11 protein-coding genes are annotated in these 17,647 nt (G+C 68.3%); 5 read left to right on the forward strand and 6 right to left on the reverse strand.

Going from position 1 to position 17,647, the window contains the following annotated elements:
• The first annotated feature begins 61 nt into the window (after nucleotides 1-61).
• The 5 genes from ACLHG5_RS09925 (at nucleotide 62) to ACLHG5_RS09945 (ending at nucleotide 5,591) form a co-directional block, all read left to right on the forward strand.
• Nucleotides 62-1,477 carry a sensor histidine kinase gene (locus ACLHG5_RS09925; RefSeq protein ID WP_411318647.1) on the forward strand — a complete coding sequence of 472 codons (1,416 nt, stop codon included), beginning with the start codon at nucleotides 62-64 and terminating at the stop codon, nucleotides 1,475-1,477.
• Complete coding sequence (locus tag ACLHG5_RS09930) at nucleotides 1,474-2,211, forward strand: response regulator (RefSeq protein ID WP_411318648.1); 738 nt, start codon at nucleotides 1,474-1,476, stop codon at nucleotides 2,209-2,211. The genes ACLHG5_RS09925 and ACLHG5_RS09930 overlap by 4 nt, the downstream gene beginning before the upstream one ends.
• A gap of 206 nt (nucleotides 2,212-2,417) precedes the next feature.
• The gene (locus ACLHG5_RS09935; RefSeq protein ID WP_411318649.1) at nucleotides 2,418-3,302 is read left to right on the forward strand and encodes an ABC transporter ATP-binding protein; all 885 of its coding nucleotides are present in this window, start codon (nucleotides 2,418-2,420) and stop codon (nucleotides 3,300-3,302) included.
• Nucleotides 3,299-4,450: an ABC transporter permease gene (locus ACLHG5_RS09940; RefSeq protein ID WP_411316941.1), complete on the forward strand. Its 1,152-nt coding sequence runs from the start codon at nucleotides 3,299-3,301 to the stop codon at nucleotides 4,448-4,450. Before ACLHG5_RS09935 ends, ACLHG5_RS09940 begins: the two co-directional genes overlap by 4 nt.
• A gap of 85 nt (nucleotides 4,451-4,535) precedes the next feature.
• Nucleotides 4,536-5,591, forward strand: coding sequence for a threonine aldolase family protein (locus ACLHG5_RS09945; RefSeq protein ID WP_411318650.1), 1,056 nt, complete (start codon nucleotides 4,536-4,538; stop codon nucleotides 5,589-5,591).
• A 164-nt stretch (nucleotides 5,592-5,755) separates the two neighbouring features.
• On the opposite strand, the gene ACLHG5_RS09950 is transcribed toward ACLHG5_RS09945, so the two are convergent.
• The 6 genes from ACLHG5_RS09950 to ACLHG5_RS09975 all read right to left on the reverse strand — a co-directional run bounded on the left by ACLHG5_RS09950 (nucleotide 5,756) and on the right by ACLHG5_RS09975 (nucleotide 17,581).
• Nucleotides 5,756-7,816, reverse strand: coding sequence for an acyltransferase family protein (locus tag ACLHG5_RS09950; RefSeq protein WP_411318651.1), 2,061 nt, complete (start codon nucleotides 7,814-7,816; stop codon nucleotides 5,756-5,758).
• 120 nt (nucleotides 7,817-7,936) lie between these two features.
• Nucleotides 7,937-10,051, reverse strand: a complete 2,115-nt coding sequence (locus ACLHG5_RS09955) for a phosphatase PAP2 family protein (RefSeq protein ID WP_411318652.1) — start codon at nucleotides 10,049-10,051, stop codon at nucleotides 7,937-7,939.
• A gap of 158 nt (nucleotides 10,052-10,209) precedes the next feature.
• Nucleotides 10,210-11,607, reverse strand: coding sequence for a DUF222 domain-containing protein (locus tag ACLHG5_RS09960; RefSeq protein ID WP_411318653.1), 1,398 nt, complete (start codon nucleotides 11,605-11,607; stop codon nucleotides 10,210-10,212).
• 174 nt (nucleotides 11,608-11,781) lie between these two features.
• Nucleotides 11,782-14,415 carry a glycoside hydrolase family 65 protein gene (locus ACLHG5_RS09965; RefSeq protein ID WP_411318654.1) on the reverse strand — a complete coding sequence of 878 codons (2,634 nt, stop codon included), beginning with the start codon at nucleotides 14,413-14,415 and terminating at the stop codon, nucleotides 11,782-11,784.
• Nucleotides 14,412-15,272 carry an HAD family hydrolase gene (locus ACLHG5_RS09970; protein ID WP_411318655.1) on the reverse strand — a complete coding sequence of 287 codons (861 nt, stop codon included), beginning with the start codon at nucleotides 15,270-15,272 and terminating at the stop codon, nucleotides 14,412-14,414. Before ACLHG5_RS09970 ends, ACLHG5_RS09965 begins: the two co-directional genes overlap by 4 nt.
• A 146-nt stretch (nucleotides 15,273-15,418) precedes the next feature.
• Entirely contained in the window at nucleotides 15,419-17,581 is a 2,163-nt protein-coding gene (locus ACLHG5_RS09975; RefSeq protein WP_411316934.1) for an ATP-dependent Clp protease ATP-binding subunit, read from the reverse strand.
• Nucleotides 17,582-17,647 lie beyond the last annotated feature (66 nt).

Consider the following 17,647-nt stretch of genomic DNA (forward strand, 5'->3'; position numbering starts at 1 on the left):
TAGCTGCCGCATCCCCCGCCCGACGGATGTCGCGACGCGGCGCCCTCGCTAACCTGGGCGCGTGACCCCCACCGAGCCCTTCCGCGCCATCTCGGGAGGGGGCGACCCCGAAACCGAGTGGCGTCGGCCGGCGCCGTCACGCCGGGAGTCGCGTCGCGACATCCTTCTCGCGGTCGTGATGTTCGCGGCGACGCTCGTGAGCACCGCGCTCTACTCGACGATCTCGTACACCGACGACACGGCCGAACCGTGGGTGATCGTGCTGTGGGCTGCAGCCCTCAACCTGCCTCTCGCGGCGCGGCGACGCTACCCCGAGGTCGTCGCCGTCATCGCGTCGATCAGTTTCATGGGCATGGTGCCGCTCGTGATTCCCGAGCTGCTCTTCAGCACCATCAGCCTCTTCATCGCCTTCTACTCGATCGGCGCATGGAGCACCAACCGGCGACGCGCCCTCATCGTGCGCACCGTCATCGTGATCGGGATGTTCGCGTGGTTGTTCGGTGACCTCTACTTCAGGTCGCTCGACCCCGAGATGCTGCCGATGCTCTCGCGCGTCGGAACGGTGTCGCCCTACGCCGCGTTCGGCCTCATCAACGTCATCGTGAACCTGCTCTACTTCTGGGGTGGGTGGTACTTCGGCGACACCGCCTACGCGGCCGCCCGGCAGCGACACGAGCTCGAGCAGCGCACCATCGAGCTCGCCGACGAACGTGAACGCACCGCGGTTCAAGCGGTCACGCGCGAGCGACTGCGCATCGCGCGCGAACTTCACGATGTCGTCGCCCACCACGTGTCGGTCATGGGGGTGCAGGCCGGGGCGGCGAGGCGCATCATCGACCGCGATCCTGCCGGCGCGACGACCGCTCTGAGCGCGATCGAGGGCAGCGCTCGCAGCGCCATCGACGACCTGCACCGGATGCTCGGAACCCTCCGCGACGAGGGCGCTGTCACGAGTGGCGGCACCGGCCGGTCGGCCAGCGGTTCAGCCAGCGGCATGGCCGGTGACGGCGTGCCCGCGGGGAGCGCCTCCGACGAGTCGAGCACGCGAGGGATCGAGCAGCTGAGCGAACTCGTCGATGCGGCCGTCGCGGCGGGGCTGCCGACATCCCTCACCATCGTCGGGGTGCCACGCGAGGTTCCGACCACGATCGGGTTGACCGTGTATCGCATCGCCCAGGAGGCCCTCACCAACGCGCGCAAGCACGCCGGTGCCGCTGCGACCGCCGAGGTGAGGGTGCGCTTCGAGGCCGACGCCGTCGAAATCGAGGTGAGCGACACGGGTGTCGGTGCGCGGGCGGCGAGCAGGGACACGAGCCGGGGTTCGAGCGGCGGGCTCGGGCTCGTGGGTATGCGCGAGCGTGTGGACGCGACGGGCGGCACCCTCGAGACCGGACCGCGCCCGCGCGGTGGGTTTCTCGTGCGCGCACGCTTCGCGACCGCCGACGCGGCGCGCGGCACGGCGGGCGGTGCAGCGTGACCGAAGAGCTCGAGGCGACGGTGACGGATGCCCCCGTGCGCGTGCTCATCGTCGACGATCAGCACCTCGTGCGAGCGGGGTTCCGCGTGATCCTCGGCAGCGAGCCCGGCTTCGAGGTCGTCGGCGAAGCGGGAACCGGCGGCGACGCCGTGACCCTCGTGCGCGAGTTGCGCCCCGACGTCGTGTGCATGGACGTGCAGATGCCCGGGATGGACGGCCTCGAAGCGACCCGCCTCATCGTCGCCGACAGGGATGTCTCGACCCGCGTTCTCGTGCTCACCACGTTCGATCGCGACGACTACCTCTTCTCGGCACTGCAGGCGGGGGCGAGCGGGTTTCTGCTCAAGAACTCGAGCCCCGAGGCGCTCATCGACGCCGTGAGGGTGGTCGCTCGGGGTGACGCGCTCCTCGCGCCCGAGGTGACGCGGCGCGTGCTCGAGAGGTTCGCGATGCCGGGCGGCGACCCCGTGAATGCGCGGGAACCGCGCGGCGATGTTCCGGATGCCGACGCGCTCGAGCAGCTCGAACGCTTGAGCGCCCGCGAGCGCGAAGTGCTCGACCTCCTCGCCCAGGGCGCATCGAACGCCGAGATCGCGACGCGGCTGTTCGTCGGCGAGGCGACCGTCAAGACCCACGTGTCGAACGTGCTGCTCAAGCTCGCCGTGCGCGACCGCATCGAAGCGGTCGTGTGGGCATACGAGCACGGCATCGTGAAGCCGGGTCGTCGCGACTGAGGGTCGTCGCGACTGAGGATGGGCGCCTGGGCCAGAGACTGGGCCAGGCGCTTGGCAAGAGACCCCGCCCGAGACCTCACCCGAGCGCCGGAGCGGGAACCCGTCTGCGGGGGGAGGCCGCGAACATCCTCGCGCTCCTAGTGTGAGATCGCGGGCCAGAAGACGCCCGCGCACCACGGAGGCAGTCCACACGAGAGGGGCACGAGTTGCTCGAAGTTCAAGGGGTGAGCAGGTCGTTCGGCGACCGTCGCGTGCTCGACGACGTGACGTTCGAGGTGAAACCGGGTCGCATGACCGGTTTCGTCGGAAGCAACGGGGCGGGCAAGACGACGACGATGCGCATCATCCTCGGCGTGCTGAGCGCCGACACCGGGTCGGTGTCGCTCGACGGTCGACGCCTCGGCGCCGACGACCGACGTCGATTCGGCTACATGCCCGAAGAGCGCGGCCTGTACCCGAAGATGAAGGTCGCCGAACAGCTCGTCTATCTCGCGCGGCTCCACGGGCTCAGTGCGGCCGACGCGAAGAGCAACACCGCCGAGCTTCTCGAACAGTTGAGCCTCGAGGCGCGCGCCAACGACACCGTCGAGGCGCTGTCGCTCGGAAACCAGCAGCGAGCGCAGATCGCGGCGGCGCTCGTGCACTCCCCCGAGGTGCTCGTTCTCGACGAACCGTTCTCCGGACTCGACCCCGTCGCGGTCGAAAGCGTTCTCGCGGTGCTCAAGTCGCGCGCCGCTGCGGGAGCTCCCGTGCTGTTCTCGTCGCACCAGCTCGACATCGTCGAGCGCCTGTGCGACGACCTCGTCGTCATCGCCGACGGGAGCATCCGAGCGCGCGGGTCGCGTGAGCAACTGCGCGAGGAGCGAAGCGGTCAGCGCTACGAACTCACCGTCGCGGGCGACGCGGGGTGGGTGCGCGACATCCCCGGAGTCACCGTCGTCGACTTCAGCGGGGGCTACGCCCTCTTCGACGTCGACAGTGAGGCGACGAGCCAAGAGGTGCTGCGCCGAGCCACGACCACCGACACCGTCACCGGTTTCCAGCGCCAGCAGCCGTCGCTGGCCCAGATCTTCAGAGAGGTCATCGAATGAGCACGCCACGCACCGCAACGCCCACAGCCACCGCCACCGGGACCGGGGCGGCCGGGTCGGGGCCGCACGCCATCTCGTCGAGCATGGCCGTGCGCCTCGTCGCGATGCGCGAGGTCACCACGCGGTTGCGCAGCAAGAGCTTCGTCATCTCCAGCGCGATCCTCATGCTCATGGTGCTCGCCTCCATCGTGATCGGCAGCATCGTCACCGCCAATGCCGAACTGCCGAGGGTCGCCGTCGAGCGGTCGGTGTCCAACGGGTTGCCGACGGTCGAGACCTACGAGACGGTGCTCGTCGACACGGCCGGTGAAGCCGAAGATCTCGTTCGAGAGGGGGATGTCGACGCCGCCGTTGTCGCCGGGTCGACCGACTCCGAACTCGGCTTCACCGTCATCGGGTTGGACGAAGCGCCCACCTCGATCGTCACCTCGCTGAGCACGCTCCCGGATGTGAGCATCCTCGAGCCGACGAGCACCGACCCCCTCTTGGCGAGCTTCGTCGCGCTCGGGTTGGGTCTGCTGTTCTTCATGTCGTCGATCACCTTCGGGTCGACGATCGCGCAGAGCGTCGTGGAGGAGAAGCAGACGCGCATCGTCGAGATTCTGCTCGCCACCATCTCGGCTCGCCTCCTGCTCGCCGGCAAAGTGATCGGCAACTCGCTGCTCGCGTTCGGTCAGATCCTCCTGCTCGCGGCGATCGCGGCGATCGGGTTGCTCGTGACCGGGCAGAACGTGCTCTTCGGCCAGATCGGACCGGTGATCGCGTGGTTCGTCGTGTTCTTCGTGTTCGGGTTCGTGCTTCTCGCGGCACTGTTCGCGGCGAGCGCGTCACTCGTGTCACGCGTCGAAGACGTCGGAACGGTGACATCCCCCGTCATGACCCTCGTGATGATCCCCTACTTCGCGGTCATCTTCTTCTCCGACAACGACCTCGTGCTCACGATCATGTCGTACGTGCCGTTCGCGGCCCCCGTCGGCATGCCCATGCGATTGTTCCTCGGGACCGCGGAGTGGTGGGAGCCGCTCGTGTCACTCGCGATCCTGCTCCTCACGACGGTCGGAGCGATCGTGCTCGGTGCCCGCATCTACTCGAACGCGCTCTTGCGCACGGGAACGCGGGTCAAGCTCCGCGACGCGATCGCGGGCTGAGCGAGGCGTCGAGGGCTGGCGACTGACAGCGGCCGGCGCCGGGCGGCGGATCGGAGCATCCGTCGCCCGGTGTCAGACTGAGGGCATGACCGTCTTGCATGACACCGGATACCGCGGCTTCGCTTCAGACAACTACGCGGGGGCTCACCCCGAAGTGCTCCAGGCGATCGCCGACGCCAACGGCGGGCACCAGGTGTCGTACGGCGAAGACGCCTACACCGCACGGTTGCAGCAGGTCATGAAGCAGCACTTCGGCGATCAGGCCGAGGCGTTTCCGGTCTTCAACGGCACCGGCGCCAACGTGCTGAGTCTCCAGTCGATGCTCCCCCGGTGGGGTGCGGTCATCTGTTCGGCGAACGCGCACATCCACCTCGACGAGAACGCGGCGCCGGAGCGTGTCGGCGGACTCAAGCTCCTCCCGGTCGCGGTGCCCGACGGCAAACTCACTCCGGCCCTCATCGACACCGAGGCCTGGGGGTGGGGTGACGCGCACCGAGCCCAGCCGCTTGCGGTGAGCCTCACCCAGTCGACCGAACTCGGCACGGCATACACCGTCGACGAGATCCGGGCGATCACGGAGCACGCTCACGAGCGGGGCATGCGGGTGCACATGGACGGCGCTCGGCTGTCGAATGCGGCAGCGAGCCTGGGCAAGAGTTTTCGCGAATTCACGACCGACGCGGGTGTCGACATCGTCAGTTTCGGTGGCACCAAGAACGGCCTCGTGTTCGGTGAGGCTGTCGTCGTGCTCGACCCCGAGGCATCCGAGGGGCTCCACTTCTTGCGCAAGATCGACATGCAGCTCGCGTCGAAGATGCGTTTCGTGTCGGCGCAGCTCGTCGCGCTGCTCGAAGGCGACCTGTGGTTGCGGTCGGCGCAGCACTCCAACGCGATGGCGCAGCGACTCCGGGCTGCCGTCGAGGGAATCGACGGGGTGGCGATCACGCAGCCGACCGAGGCGAACGCGGTGTTCGCCATCCTTCCCGCGGGGGTCGCCGACCGTGTGCGGGCGCAGTTCCGCTTCTACGACTGGGATGTCGCGACGGGTGAGGTGCGGTGGATGTGTGCGTTCGACACCACCGAGGCAGACATCGACGCGTTCGCCGACGCGATCCGTCGCGAGATGGCGGCCGCGGCCTGACCCGAGCGGGTCGCAGCGCGCACTCGCACTCGACCCGGATCGCGGTCGCATTCCGCGCGAATGCGCGCGGCGGAAGTGCGGATCGCGACCGCGATTCACCACGCGGGCGATCGGGGTAGCCAGCGATCGGGGTAGCCGGCGATCGGGGCAGCCGGCGGTCGCCCCTAGCGGCTGATGGCCGCCTCGAGCGCGTCACCGATGTAGGGCGCCATCGTGCCCGCGAAGGTGACCGTGAGGTGGTCCTGGTCGCGATAGACGTTGGCTCCCGAGATGACGACGGCGCACTCGTCCGCGCTGCAGAACGTGTCGGTGAAGTCGAGCAGGGTCGCCCCCGTCTGCTCGGCGGCGAGCGCGAGAGGGTCGGTTTCGGCGAGAACGTCGTCGCGGTCGACGGCGCAGTCTGCGGCATCCGAGGTGCGCAGGCATTTGTTGGGGTCGTCGAGGAGGTCGGGGTTGTCGACGATGGTCACGACGGGCGCCCCGCCTGCCTGTGTGGTCCACGCTTCCGCGTATCCGGCGGCGGCAGCCTCGACGGGGTCGTCGGCCACGATGGGGGTCGCGGCGAGACCCGCGGTGAAGATGGCGTCGTAAGGCTCTGCCTCGTCGAGCTCGTCGGCGAGGTTGCTGCGGAACTGCGCACACGAGTCGGTGAACACGGCGCTCGGACCGCTGACATCCGCTGTCGTCCACGGGCACGCGCCCTTGAGGTAGGTCGTGAGGGCCCACCCGTTGGTGTCGGCGAGGTCGATCATCGCCTCGATGTACTGGTAGGCGTGGCTGTCACCGATGAGTGCGACCCGGGGTGCCGCGGTGTCGCTCGACCCGAACTCGCACGCGACGACCTCCGAGCCGTTGAGCTGCACGAAACACTCGTCGCGGTCGGGTTCGTCGGCGTTGCCGAACCCGGGGCTCGGGATGATGACGTCGGCGAGTTCGGGGTTGGCGCAGCCTTCAGACACGGCGGCACCGAAACACTCCGGAGGGTTCTCGGTGATCTGGGCGAGTTCGGTTGCGGCCGCTTCGTAGCGGGGGTTCTGGATCGCGAACACCCCGGCGACGAGAACGACCGACAGGGCCATCGATCCGACGACCCACGCGTAGGTCGTGCGGGGGCGGCGGGTGGTGAGGTAGGTCCAGGTGCGCGCCGGGTCTTCGACGAGTTTGGCGGTGAGCCAGGCGAGCACGAAGCACGCGGCGAAGAGGGCGAGCCGGTGGGCCGTGCTGAGCCCCCACCAGGGCACGTAGGGCGCGATGACGATGAGGGGCCAGTGCCAGAGGTAGAGCGAGTACGAGATGTCGCCGACGAACCGCTGGGGGCGCCCGCTCAGGGCCGTGCCGATGTCGAACCAGCCTTCGCGGCGGTCGGAGACGAGCACGGCGGCCGTCGCGAGCACGGGGAGCAGGGCGGCGTATCCGGGGAACGGTGTGCTCGCGTCGTACAGGTAGCTGCACGCGAGGATGACGAACACGCCACCGAATCCGAGGATGTTGGTGAACACCGCACCGCGCGGGCGCAGTCGGGGCAGCAGGGCGAGGATCGCGCCGACCCCGAACTCCCAGATGCGGGTGAAGGTCACGAAGTAGGCCTCGGCGGGGTTGGTCGCCGTGTAGACGACCGAGGTGACGAGGGAGAGGATGCTCACGCCCACGACGACGGCGAGGAGGAAGGTCCACTTGCGTTCCGCGAAGTACTTCGCGCCGAGCCAGACCGCGCCGAGCAGGAGCAGGGGCCAGAAGATGTAGAACTGCTCTTCGAGGGAGAGCGACCAGTAGTGCTGCACCATCGTCTCGTCGCCTGCGGCGAGGTAGTCGACGGAGCTCGCGGCGAGCGCCCAGTTCTCGACGTAGAAGGTGGCCGCGAGGATTTCACGCAGTGACGCGACCATGCCTGACAGCGGCAGGAATACGAGCGTCGCGACGGTGGCGAAGATGAGCACGACGAGTGCGGCCGGAAGAAGTCGGCGCGCTCGTTTGGCCCAGAACGCGGGGAGGGCGATGCGGCCCGACCGGTGAAGTTCTCGCGCGAGTTGACCGGTGATGAGGTAGCCGGAGATGACGAAGAAGATGTCGACGCCGATGTAGCCGCCGCTGAGTCGGCCGGGCCAGAAGTGGTAGACGACGACGAGCAGAACGGCGATGGCTCGGAGGCCCTGGATGTGGGGCTGGAAGTGTGCGGGTTCGGCTATCCGCGCAGCCTTGCGCTCGGCGGCACGGGTCGTAGACATCGTTGGTCAGGCTACCCCACCGGTTGCCCGAGCCGGGTGAGGCTCGGCTCGCTCGTCGGAACGCGATCGCCCCCGGGAACGTGGTGTTCCCGGGGGCGATCCGTTCGTTCGGGCCGATGCCTAGACGAGGTCTCCCCGTCGGGCGATGCGCGAGATGCGGGCACTCAGGATGCCTGCACCGGCGAGCAGCAGGGCCAGGCCGAGCGCGAGGATCCCGGGAACTGCGGAACTCGCGCCCGTGTTGGCGAGGGCGCCGCCGGTGCTCGTGCCGTCGTCGTCGGTGGCGCCGGGAACGGCGACCGGGGTGGTGCCGTCGGAGTCTCCTCCGGTGTCGCCACCGGTGCCGGGCGCGGGTGCGGGGGTCTCGCCGTCGCCGGGTTCGGGCTGGGGCTCCGGCTCGGCGGCTGCCGCGTTCACGAGGTAGAGACCGTCGGCCCGGTAGTCGAGGGCGGCGTCGAATCCGGCGGGGAGTCCTCCGGCCACGATCGAGGTGAACGAGCTCCCTTCGGCGAGTGAGCCGTACTCCACGAGGAGCGTCTCGTCACCGGGTGCCGTGTCTCCGTCGAACTGCAGCGCGAGCGTTCCCCCGAGGGTGGCCTCGCCTGCGACGGTGACCGCTGCGGTCGAAGCGTCTGAGGTCAGCGAGAGCGTGCTGTCCTCCGCGATCTCGAGGTCGCCTCCGATGGAGAGTGCGGTGTCGGCGTTCTCGTAGAGCTCGCCGTCAGCGATCTGCAGGTCACCCGCGCCGAGAGCGGTCGCGTTGGCAGCGACGAGGGCTCCGCCGTCGACGACGGTGCCGCCGGTGTAGGTGTTGTCACCGGAGAGGATGAGTTCACCCGAACCGTCCTTCGTGAGCGAGCCTGCCCCGGTGATGTCGTTCGACCACTCGTCGAGCGCGCTGAATCCGCCGGCTGCGGCATCCATGGTCACCGCGACGTTCTCGTCGAATGCGGCGTATCCTTCGGCGGCCGCGACGGTGTTGAGGCGGCCCCAGCCTTCGGAGTCGTCGAGGAGGGCGTAGCCCGACTCGATGCCCGTGCTCTGCAGCACCCAGCGGCGCTGGTCGTCGGTGAGGTACGGGAAGCGCGACTCGATGAGTGCTTCGGCACCCTTGGGCACGACGACGGGGAGTGTCGTGTCTCCGACGCGCGGGAGCCCGTAGGTGAGGCGCTCTTCGAAGAGGGCGCGGTTGGCGTCGGCGTCGGCGAAGTCGTCGGTACCCGTCTGCGGCTGCTCGAGAACGTCGAGCGCTTCGGCTCGCGCCTGCTCGAGGAGGGCGTCGTTGGCCGGGTCGTTGAGAACGGATGCCGCGATGGCCGTGGCGAGGATGCGTCCGCCGATGACGTCGGCGGGTGAGTGCATGCCGGCGACGATGCGGCTGTCGCCGAGGTCCGATGCGCTCGTGACCAGTTCGCTGTAGCGCTCGGGGAAGGCGGCGGCGAGGGCGTAGGAGGCGAGGTAGGCGGCGTTGGTGTGTCCGCTCGGGTAGCCTCCGTCGGTTTCGGCTTCTTCGACGGGCTTCATCACGGGCATCAGGGTCGGGAGGACTTCGACGTCGTCGCTCCAGCGGAACGGCCGTGCGTAGTTGTAGTAGGCCTTGGCGTTGTTGGATGTCGCGTAGCTGCCGCGTGCGGTGTTGACGAGGGTGACGATGCTGCCGGCATCCGAGTCGACGTCTGCCCAGGCGCCGTTGGAGTTGCCGGCGTCGTCGTATCTGACGGTGGTGGCGTCGGCGGGGATCGTGTCGGGGATGGTCGTGCCGGCGTTGCTCGCGGTGCGGAACGCGTCGGTGTGGGGGCCGAGGCCGTTGATCGACGAGTAGCTCTGGTGGCGCCGGTCGATGAGGTAGGCGTGTGCGGCGTCGGCGTCGGCGTCGGACCGTTCGCGTGTGGTGTCGATGCTGCGCTGGATGTTGGCGTCGAGCACGGACGGCATGAGGATGGTGCCGGTGTCGTAGGTTTCGCCGGGCGTCCAGTAGTCGAGCATGGTGTCGAGCACGCCGATGGCCGGGTTGGTCTCCGGCGTCTGGAGGGTGCTCGTGTTGGCCCGGTAGGTGTCGACGTAGTAGCCGTAGACGCCCGGTTGCGGGGCGATGGTGTCGCCGGGTGCGGCGTTCGCGGGAACGGCGGCGCCGCCCGCGAGTACGGCTGCGACTGCCGTCGAGGCTCCGAGGGCGAGGCGGCGTCGTCGGGCCGGTCGCGATGGTGTGGAGCGGAGGGGTGTGGTTCGATGCACGTCGTTACTCTTCCCGAGGGTGTTGGGTGTGGGTGTGGGCGGCTCAGGGTGATTCCCGGTCCGCCGACGGACGCTAACGACGGCGCGTGGCGGGTAAGCATCGAGAAGGTGAACAACGGGCGGAATGCGACGCTCGAGGCGCGACGCGGCTCTCGCCGCTACACGGCGATCTCGTGGGCGACCGGGCTTCGTGACGGCATCGGAATGAACACCCGCTGAGGGTCGACGTCCGGTGGTGGTCGTAGGAAGTAGTCGGCTCGGTCTCGGTGCACTTGCCACCGGTTGTCGTGGATCAGCAGATGATGCCTCCGACACAGGAGTACTCCGTCGGCGATGTCGGTGCGGCCCTCGGCACCAGCCCACGGGTTGATGTGGTGGGCCTCGCAATACGACGGAGGTCTCTCGCACCCGGGGAACCGGCATCCGCCGTCTCTGACGGTCAACCCGATGCGTTGCCGTTCGGTGAACAGGCGCCGGTCCCGTCCGACGTTCACGCACTGGCCGTCGCGGTCGAAGCCGACGCTGATGACTCCGGTGTTGCAGATCGACCGTTCGATCGTCGGAGCAGACACGGTGTCGGTGCGGCCCTCGAGGAACCCTGGACCTGTCCTGCCCTCGAGCCGGTCCGCGGTCACCACGATCCGCACGGCCGGGCGGCGCCCGCCGAACAGGGTGCCAGGGTCTGCGTCGACGGCGAGTCTCACGAGGTCGACGAACGCGTCGGCACTGACCTGCTCGTCGGTGCGGCCATCGTTCAGCAGCTCCTCCGCGGTCGCACGGGCGTCCGGGTCGACGAACCGGGGACCACCCCGCCGCGGTGACAGGATCTGCGCAAACGCCTCGGCGACGAGAGCGCCGTCCTCGGGGGCGAGCCGCCACGACCCGCAGTGCATTCCGGTCGCAGTGTCCCACCAGGTGCGCACGGTCCGCAGGTCGCGGTGCTGTTTCTCCCGACGCTCGATCCCGTCAGCATCGAGGAGATCACGCACCTGCCTCGCACGGCGGTGGACCTGGTCCGGAGTCAACCCGGCAGCGGCCAAGACGAGTTCTGCCGCCGCAGCGCGAAGAACACCGTCGTCGACATGGGTGATGTCGGAGAACACCCGCCGGATCGCGTCGACAGCATCGAGCGACAGGGTTCCCTCCCGCAGGGCAGCCGCAAGAACGTCAGGCCATCGTTCACGCGACAACGGTGTGATTTCGTCGGCGGAACCAGCGGACGCGGTGAACTCGGCCTCGGCGAGGAGCGCGCCCGTCTCGACGAGCCGGGTGGCTTCGATGCGACTCACGTGCGCGACCCGCTGGATCATCGCAACAGGGCTCACGAAACCTGCTTGTTGGGCCAAGCCCTGGTGACCGAGCTCCGGGCGCGACCGGTGCGCGACCTCCCCCGCGATGACGGCAGCGAACTGATCGACACACTGCCGCAAAGCGGTCACCGCCTCGACAGCCGCCGTCAGATCAGCGTGGCCGAGAGCGGCGATCGACTCCGCCGTGCCACCGAGATCGGCGACCACAGCCGCCCGATCGAGGAGGGAGGCGGCGAGGGTGGGCATGTATCGATTCTCCCGAATCGAACGCGTGTTCGAACGAAGAACGAATCGTCTGCGGAGAGCGGGTTCTCCACACGGGGTGGGGAGGAGACGACGATGGGCAGGAGAGGAGAAGAGGAGAACGGCGCAGCCAGACAACCTCAGCGACCGACCTAACCAGCCGCCCCGAACCGCCCTCTAATCCGCAGTGTCGTTGTACCCCGGGTCTTCGTCGCTGCGCCAGCTCGTGGGCACCGTGGCGGTGATGACGCTGCCGTCGGCTCGCCGCCCGCCTTCGATGTTCTTCTGGCTCGGTGCTCCCACCCGGCGGGACCCCTGGTGGGCGAGGGCGATCGTGACCGGTTCGTCCGCCGTCACGGTCACGGCCCGGCCGCGCACCGAGAACGACACGCTCGAACCGGTTTCGATCGTGAACGTGACGATGTCCTGTTCGAGGTCGACGCGCATCCGGCTGCCCGAGACGGTCAGTTTGAAGCTGATGCCGTCCCACCCTTCGGGCAGTCGCGGGTCGAAGGTGAGATCGCCGTTGTGGTCGCGCATCCCCCCGAATCCGAAGACGACGGCACTCCACATTCCCCCGGTCGACGCCACGTGCACGCCGTCTGCGGTGTTGTGGTGCAGGTCGGCGAGGTCGACGAAGAGTCCGGCCAGGAAGTATTTGAGGGCGAGCTCCTGGTAGCCCACCTCGGCCGCGATGATCGACTGCACGACCGCGGAGAGCGACGAGTCGCCTGTGGTCAGCGGGTCGTAGTAGTCGAAGTCGGCGAGCTTCTGTTCGGGCGTGAAGAGGTCTCCGTGGAGGAACAGGGCGAGCACGACATCCGCTTGTTTGAGCACCTGGAAGCGGTAGATGACGAGCGGGTGGTAGTGCAGGAGGAGGGGGCGCTGGTCTTCGGGCGTCTTCGAGAGGTCCCAGAGTTCTTTCTCGAGGAAGGCCGCGTCTTGGGGATGCACGCCGAGCGCTTCGTCGTAGGGGATGAACATCTTCTCGGCGGCGTCGAGCCACTCCTGCACTTCGCCGTCTTTGAGGCCCAGTCGACTGACCATGCGCTCGTAAGCCCACTCGTTGGTCGACTGCAGGTTGAGCACGGCGTGTGCGGCCGCTCCGAGGTTGGAGCGCGCCATGACGTTCGTGTACATGTTGTCGTTGACGACGGTCGTGTACTCGTCCGGCCCCGTGACACCGTGGATGTGGAACGCCGACTTGCCGTTCGCCCGCCAGAACCCGAGGTCGGCCCACATGCGTGCGGTCTCGACGAGGATGTCGATGGCCCCGCGGGCGACGAAGTCCCGGTCTCCGGTGGCGAGCACGTATTGGCTGAGCGCATAGGAGATGTCGGCGTCGATGTGGTACTGCGCCGTGCCCGCCGCGTAGTACGCCGACGACTCCTGCCCACTGATGGTGCGCCACGGGAAGAGTGCGCCGTCTTGGTTGAGTTCGGCCGCGCGCGTGCGCGCTTCACCGAGGATCGACTGTCGGAACCGCAGAGCATTGCGCGCGGCGATGGGCGACGTGTAGCTGAGCACGGGGAGCACGTAGATCTCGGTGTCCCAGAAGTAGTGGCCGCCGTAGCCCGTGCCGGTCACCCCTTTGGCGGCGACGCCTTTGCCGTCGGCGCGCGCCGACGCCTGGGCGAGCTGGAACAGGTTCCAGCGCATGGCCTGCTGCAGTTCGGGCTGGCCGTGGATGACGACATCCGTGCGATCCCAGTAGGCGTCGAGCCACTCGGACTGGCGTTCTTTGAGCACCACGACGCCGTCGGCCCGGGCACGGTCGAGGGTGCGGTCGCAGCGGTCGGCGAGTTCGCGCGTGGGGATGCCCCGCGACGAGTGGTAGGTCACGGTCTTGACGACACGGATGGGCTTGCCGCGCTTCGCTTTGACGCGATACACGTGCTTGGCGAGGTCGTCGTCGATCTGCGACGACTCCTCCCACTGGTTCTCGGTCTCCATCGAGTGCTCGGCGCCGACCGCGAGAGACATCCCGGAGTGGGTGCAGCGGTAGCCGAGCATGTATCGCCCGCCTTCGGCACGCTTCAGCCGCGGCTGCAGCACGCGTTCGGTGAGCTCTTCGGCTTTGCGCGGGTCGAACGCGCCGGGGCCGGATGACGGCGCCACGTCGTATTCGTCGATGCCGTCTTGGCGGTTGATGATCTGGCTCGAGATGACGACGGAGGCGTCGTGGTCGGGCAGGGTGACGGTGTATTCGATGACGGCGAGGTGACGGTCTTCGAACGACACCATTCGGGTGGCGTCGATGATCACGCGCTTGCCCGACGGCGTGATCCATTCGAGCTGACGCGAGAGCACCCCGGTGCGGAAGTCGAGTTTGCGCTCGTATCCGGCGATGTCGGCTTCGGAGAGGATGAACGGCTCATCGTCGACGTAGACACGCACGATCTTGGCGTCGGGCGCGTTGACGATCGTCTGGCCGACGCGAGCGAAACCGAACGCCTCTTCGGCGTGACGGATGGGCCAGGTCTCGTGGAGCCCGTTGATGAACGTGCCGTGCACGTGGCCGTCGCGGCCCTCGACGACGTTGCCGCGGAGGCCGAAATAGCCGTTGCCGACGGCGAAGAGGGTCTCGGTGCGACCGAGGTCGCCCTGCTCGAACTCCTGCTCGACGAGCGCCCACTCGTCGACGGGGTAGCGATGGCGGTCGAGCGGGTCGTCGAACCCGGGGGCGTTGGAGCTGCCTTCGCCGGTCACGCGGATGACGTCGGGTGCCTCGGTGTCGGGAGCGTCGGTCGCCGAGGCGGTGCCGTTCGGCTCATCCTCGACGGGCGAGCGCAGGGGTGACGACTGACTCATCGGCCGGCCTCCTCGGTGTTCGTCGCGCCAGTGTTCGTTGCGCCGGTGTTCGTCGCGCCAGTATTCGTCGCGCCGGTGTCGGTCGCACCCGCGGCGCGCACGTAGGGAATGAGGGTCGCGAGGTCGTCCACGACGAAGTCTGCACCGGATTCGAGCAGTCCCGCTGCTCCCACCCCGCGGTCGACGCCGACGACGAGGCCGAAGTCTCCGGCCCGGCCCGCCTGCACGCCGGAGTGAGCGTCTTCGACGACGACGCACTCGGCGGGGGTGAGTCCGAGGAGCTCGGCACCGCGGATGTAGGTGTCGGGCGACGGCTTGCCGGCGATGCTCTCGTCGGCGGCGACGACACCGTCGACGACGACGTCGAACCGGTCGGCGATTCCGGCGGCCTCGAGCACGGGGCGCGCGTTGCGCGAGCTCGACACGACCGCCACCTGGAGGCCCGCCGCGATCGCCGCGTCGAGAAAGGCGAGGGAGCCGGCGTATGGCGCGACTCCGTCGTCGGCGAGCACCTCGTTGAAGGTGAGGTTCTTGCGGTTGCCGAGGGCCGCGACGGTGGCGTCGCCCGGCTCGTCTGTCACGTCGCCGTCGGGGAGGTGGATGCCTCGCGATTCGAGAAGCGACCGCACACCGTCGTATCGCTGCTTGCCGTCGATGTAGGCGAAGTAGTCCGCCTCGGTGTATCTCTCGGCCACTCCGCGCTCGTCGAGGAAGGGCTCGAACAGGCGTTGCCACGCGTGCATGTGCACGTCGGCCGTCGGGGTGAGCACGCCGTCGAGGTCGAAGAGGATGGCGCGCACGCGGGCGAAGCGGGCGCGCTGCTCTGCGGCGTCGAGGGGGCTGGGTGCGTCGGGCACGTGTCGGTCCTTTCAGGACGGAGTGGGTGGCGACGTCGTCGGGCCGGGTTCGACACTAGGGCCTTATGCGCGCGCATGCATAGCGGCTCGGCAAACCCGTGAGCACACCGAGCATCCGCGCGCGCCGACTGAGCAGAACTCCGTTCTCAGACGACGATGGGCGGTGCTTTCGACACGGCGAGGCCGGTGCCGGCAGTGTCGATGTCGACCCTCACGGTGTCCCCGTCGAGGATGTCGCCCGCGAGCAGTGCGGTCGCGAGTTTGTCGTCGATTTCGCGCTGCATGAGCCTGCGCAGTGGGCGGGCACCGTAGAGCGGATCGTGGCCGCGCTCGGCGAGCCACGACCGGGCGTCGGGCGTGACGGCGAGCTGGAGCCGGCGCTCCGACAGTCGGCGCGAGAGCCTGTCGATGTTGAGTTCGACTATCTGCCCGAGGTCGTCGGTCGAGAGGGTCGAGAACACCACGATGTCGTCGAGCCTGTTGATGAACTCGGGCTTGAAGGCCTGGCGCACCATCGCTCCGACGGCCGCCTCCTTCTCGACCTGGCCGAGCTGCGGGTCGACGAGAAACTGGCTGCCGAGGTTCGACGTGAGGATGATGATGGTGTTGCGGAAGTCGACCGTGCGGCCCTGCCCGTCGGTGAGCCGGCCGTCATCCAGCACCTGCAGGAGCACGTCGAAGACCTCGGGGTGCGCTTTCTCGATCTCGTCGAGGAGGAGCACGGAGTACGGGCGCCGACGCACGGCCTCGGTGAGCTGCCCGCCCTGCTCGTAGCCGACGTAGCCGGGAGGGGCTCCGAGCAGGCGCGACACGGAGTGCTTCTCCCCGTACTCGCTCATGTCGATGCGGATCATCGCTTTCTCGTCGTCGAAGAGGAACTCGGCGAGGGCCTTCGCGAGTTCCGTCTTGCCGACGCCTGTCGGGCCGAGGAAGAGGAAGGAGCCCGTGGGGCGATCGGCGTCGGAGATTCCCGCGCGGGTGCGGCGCACGGCATCCGCGACCGCGCGCACCGCGGGCTTCTGACCGATGAGTCGGCGACCGAGTTCGGCTTCGAGGGCGAGGAGCTTCTCGGTCTCGCCCTGCAGCAGTCGGCCCATCGGGATTCCCGTCCACGCGGCGATGACGGCGGCGATGTCTTCGGCCGTCACCTCTTCGCCGACCATGGGTTCGTGCTCGGGAACGTAGTTCTCGGCCTCCTCGAGCTCGCGCTCGATGAGGGGGATCTCGCCATAGAGCAGCCGGCTGGCTTCGGTGAGGTTGCCGTCGCGCTGGGCGCGGTCGGCTTGCACTTGCAGCGCGTCGACGCGCTTCTTGAGGTTGCCGACGCGGTTGATCGCCGTCTTCTCCTTGTTCCACCGCGTCTCGAGCTGGGCGAGGTCGGCCGCGCGATCGGCGAGGTCGGCACGCAGTTTCTCGAGTCTCGCCTTCGAGGCGTCGTCTTTCTCACGCTTGAGCGCGAGCTCTTCGATGCGCATGCGGTCGACGCCGCGCCGCAGCTCGTCGATCTCCACGGGCGCCGAGTCGATCTCCATGCGCAGTCTGCTCGCCGCCTCGTCGATGAGGTCGATCGCTTTGTCGGGCAGTTGACGACCGCTGATGTAGCGGTTCGAGAGGGATGCCGCGGCCACGAGCGCCGCGTCGGAGATGGGCACTTCGTGGTGGCTCTCATATCGCGGGTTGAGCCCGCGCAGAATGGCGATGGTGTCTTCGACGGTGGGTTCGCCGACGTACACCTGCTGGAAGCGGCGTTCGAGAGCGGCATCCTTCTCGATGTACTGACGGTATTCGTCGAGCGTCGTCGCGCCGATGAGGCGAAGCTCCCCCCGCGCGAGCATGGGCTTGAGCATGTTGGATGCGGCGACCGAGCCTTCGCCGCCGCCCGCGCCCATGAGCGTGTGGAGTTCGTCGACGAACGTGATGATCTCGCCGTCGGCGGCGTTGATCTCGGCGAGCACGGCTTTGAGTCGCTCTTCGAACTCGCCGCGGTATTTGGCTCCGGCGACGAGCGCCGCGAGGTCGAGTGACACGAGCCGCTTGTTCTTGAGCGAGTCGGCGACGTCTCCGGCGACGATGCGCTGCGCGAGCCCTTCGACGACGGCGGTCTTGCCGACGCCGGGTTCTCCGATGAGCACGGGGTTGTTCTTGGTGCGCCTCGTGAGCACCTGGCTCACACGGCGGATCTCGGCGTCTCGCCCGATCACGGGGTCGAGCTTGCCGAGGCGGGCGATCTCGGTGAGATCGACGCCGTATTGCTGGAGCGCCGTCTTCTGGTCGCTCTGCGATGCGGGTGCGCCCTGCATGTTCGCCATGTGTCATCCTCCGAAAGACTTGAGTCTTGCCGACTCAAGTTTACGCTCCCCCGTCGGCCGACGGTG

It is taken from the genome of Marisediminicola sp. LYQ85, from assembly GCF_046600695.1.
Lineage (GTDB): Bacteria > Actinomycetota > Actinomycetes > Actinomycetales > Microbacteriaceae > Marisediminicola.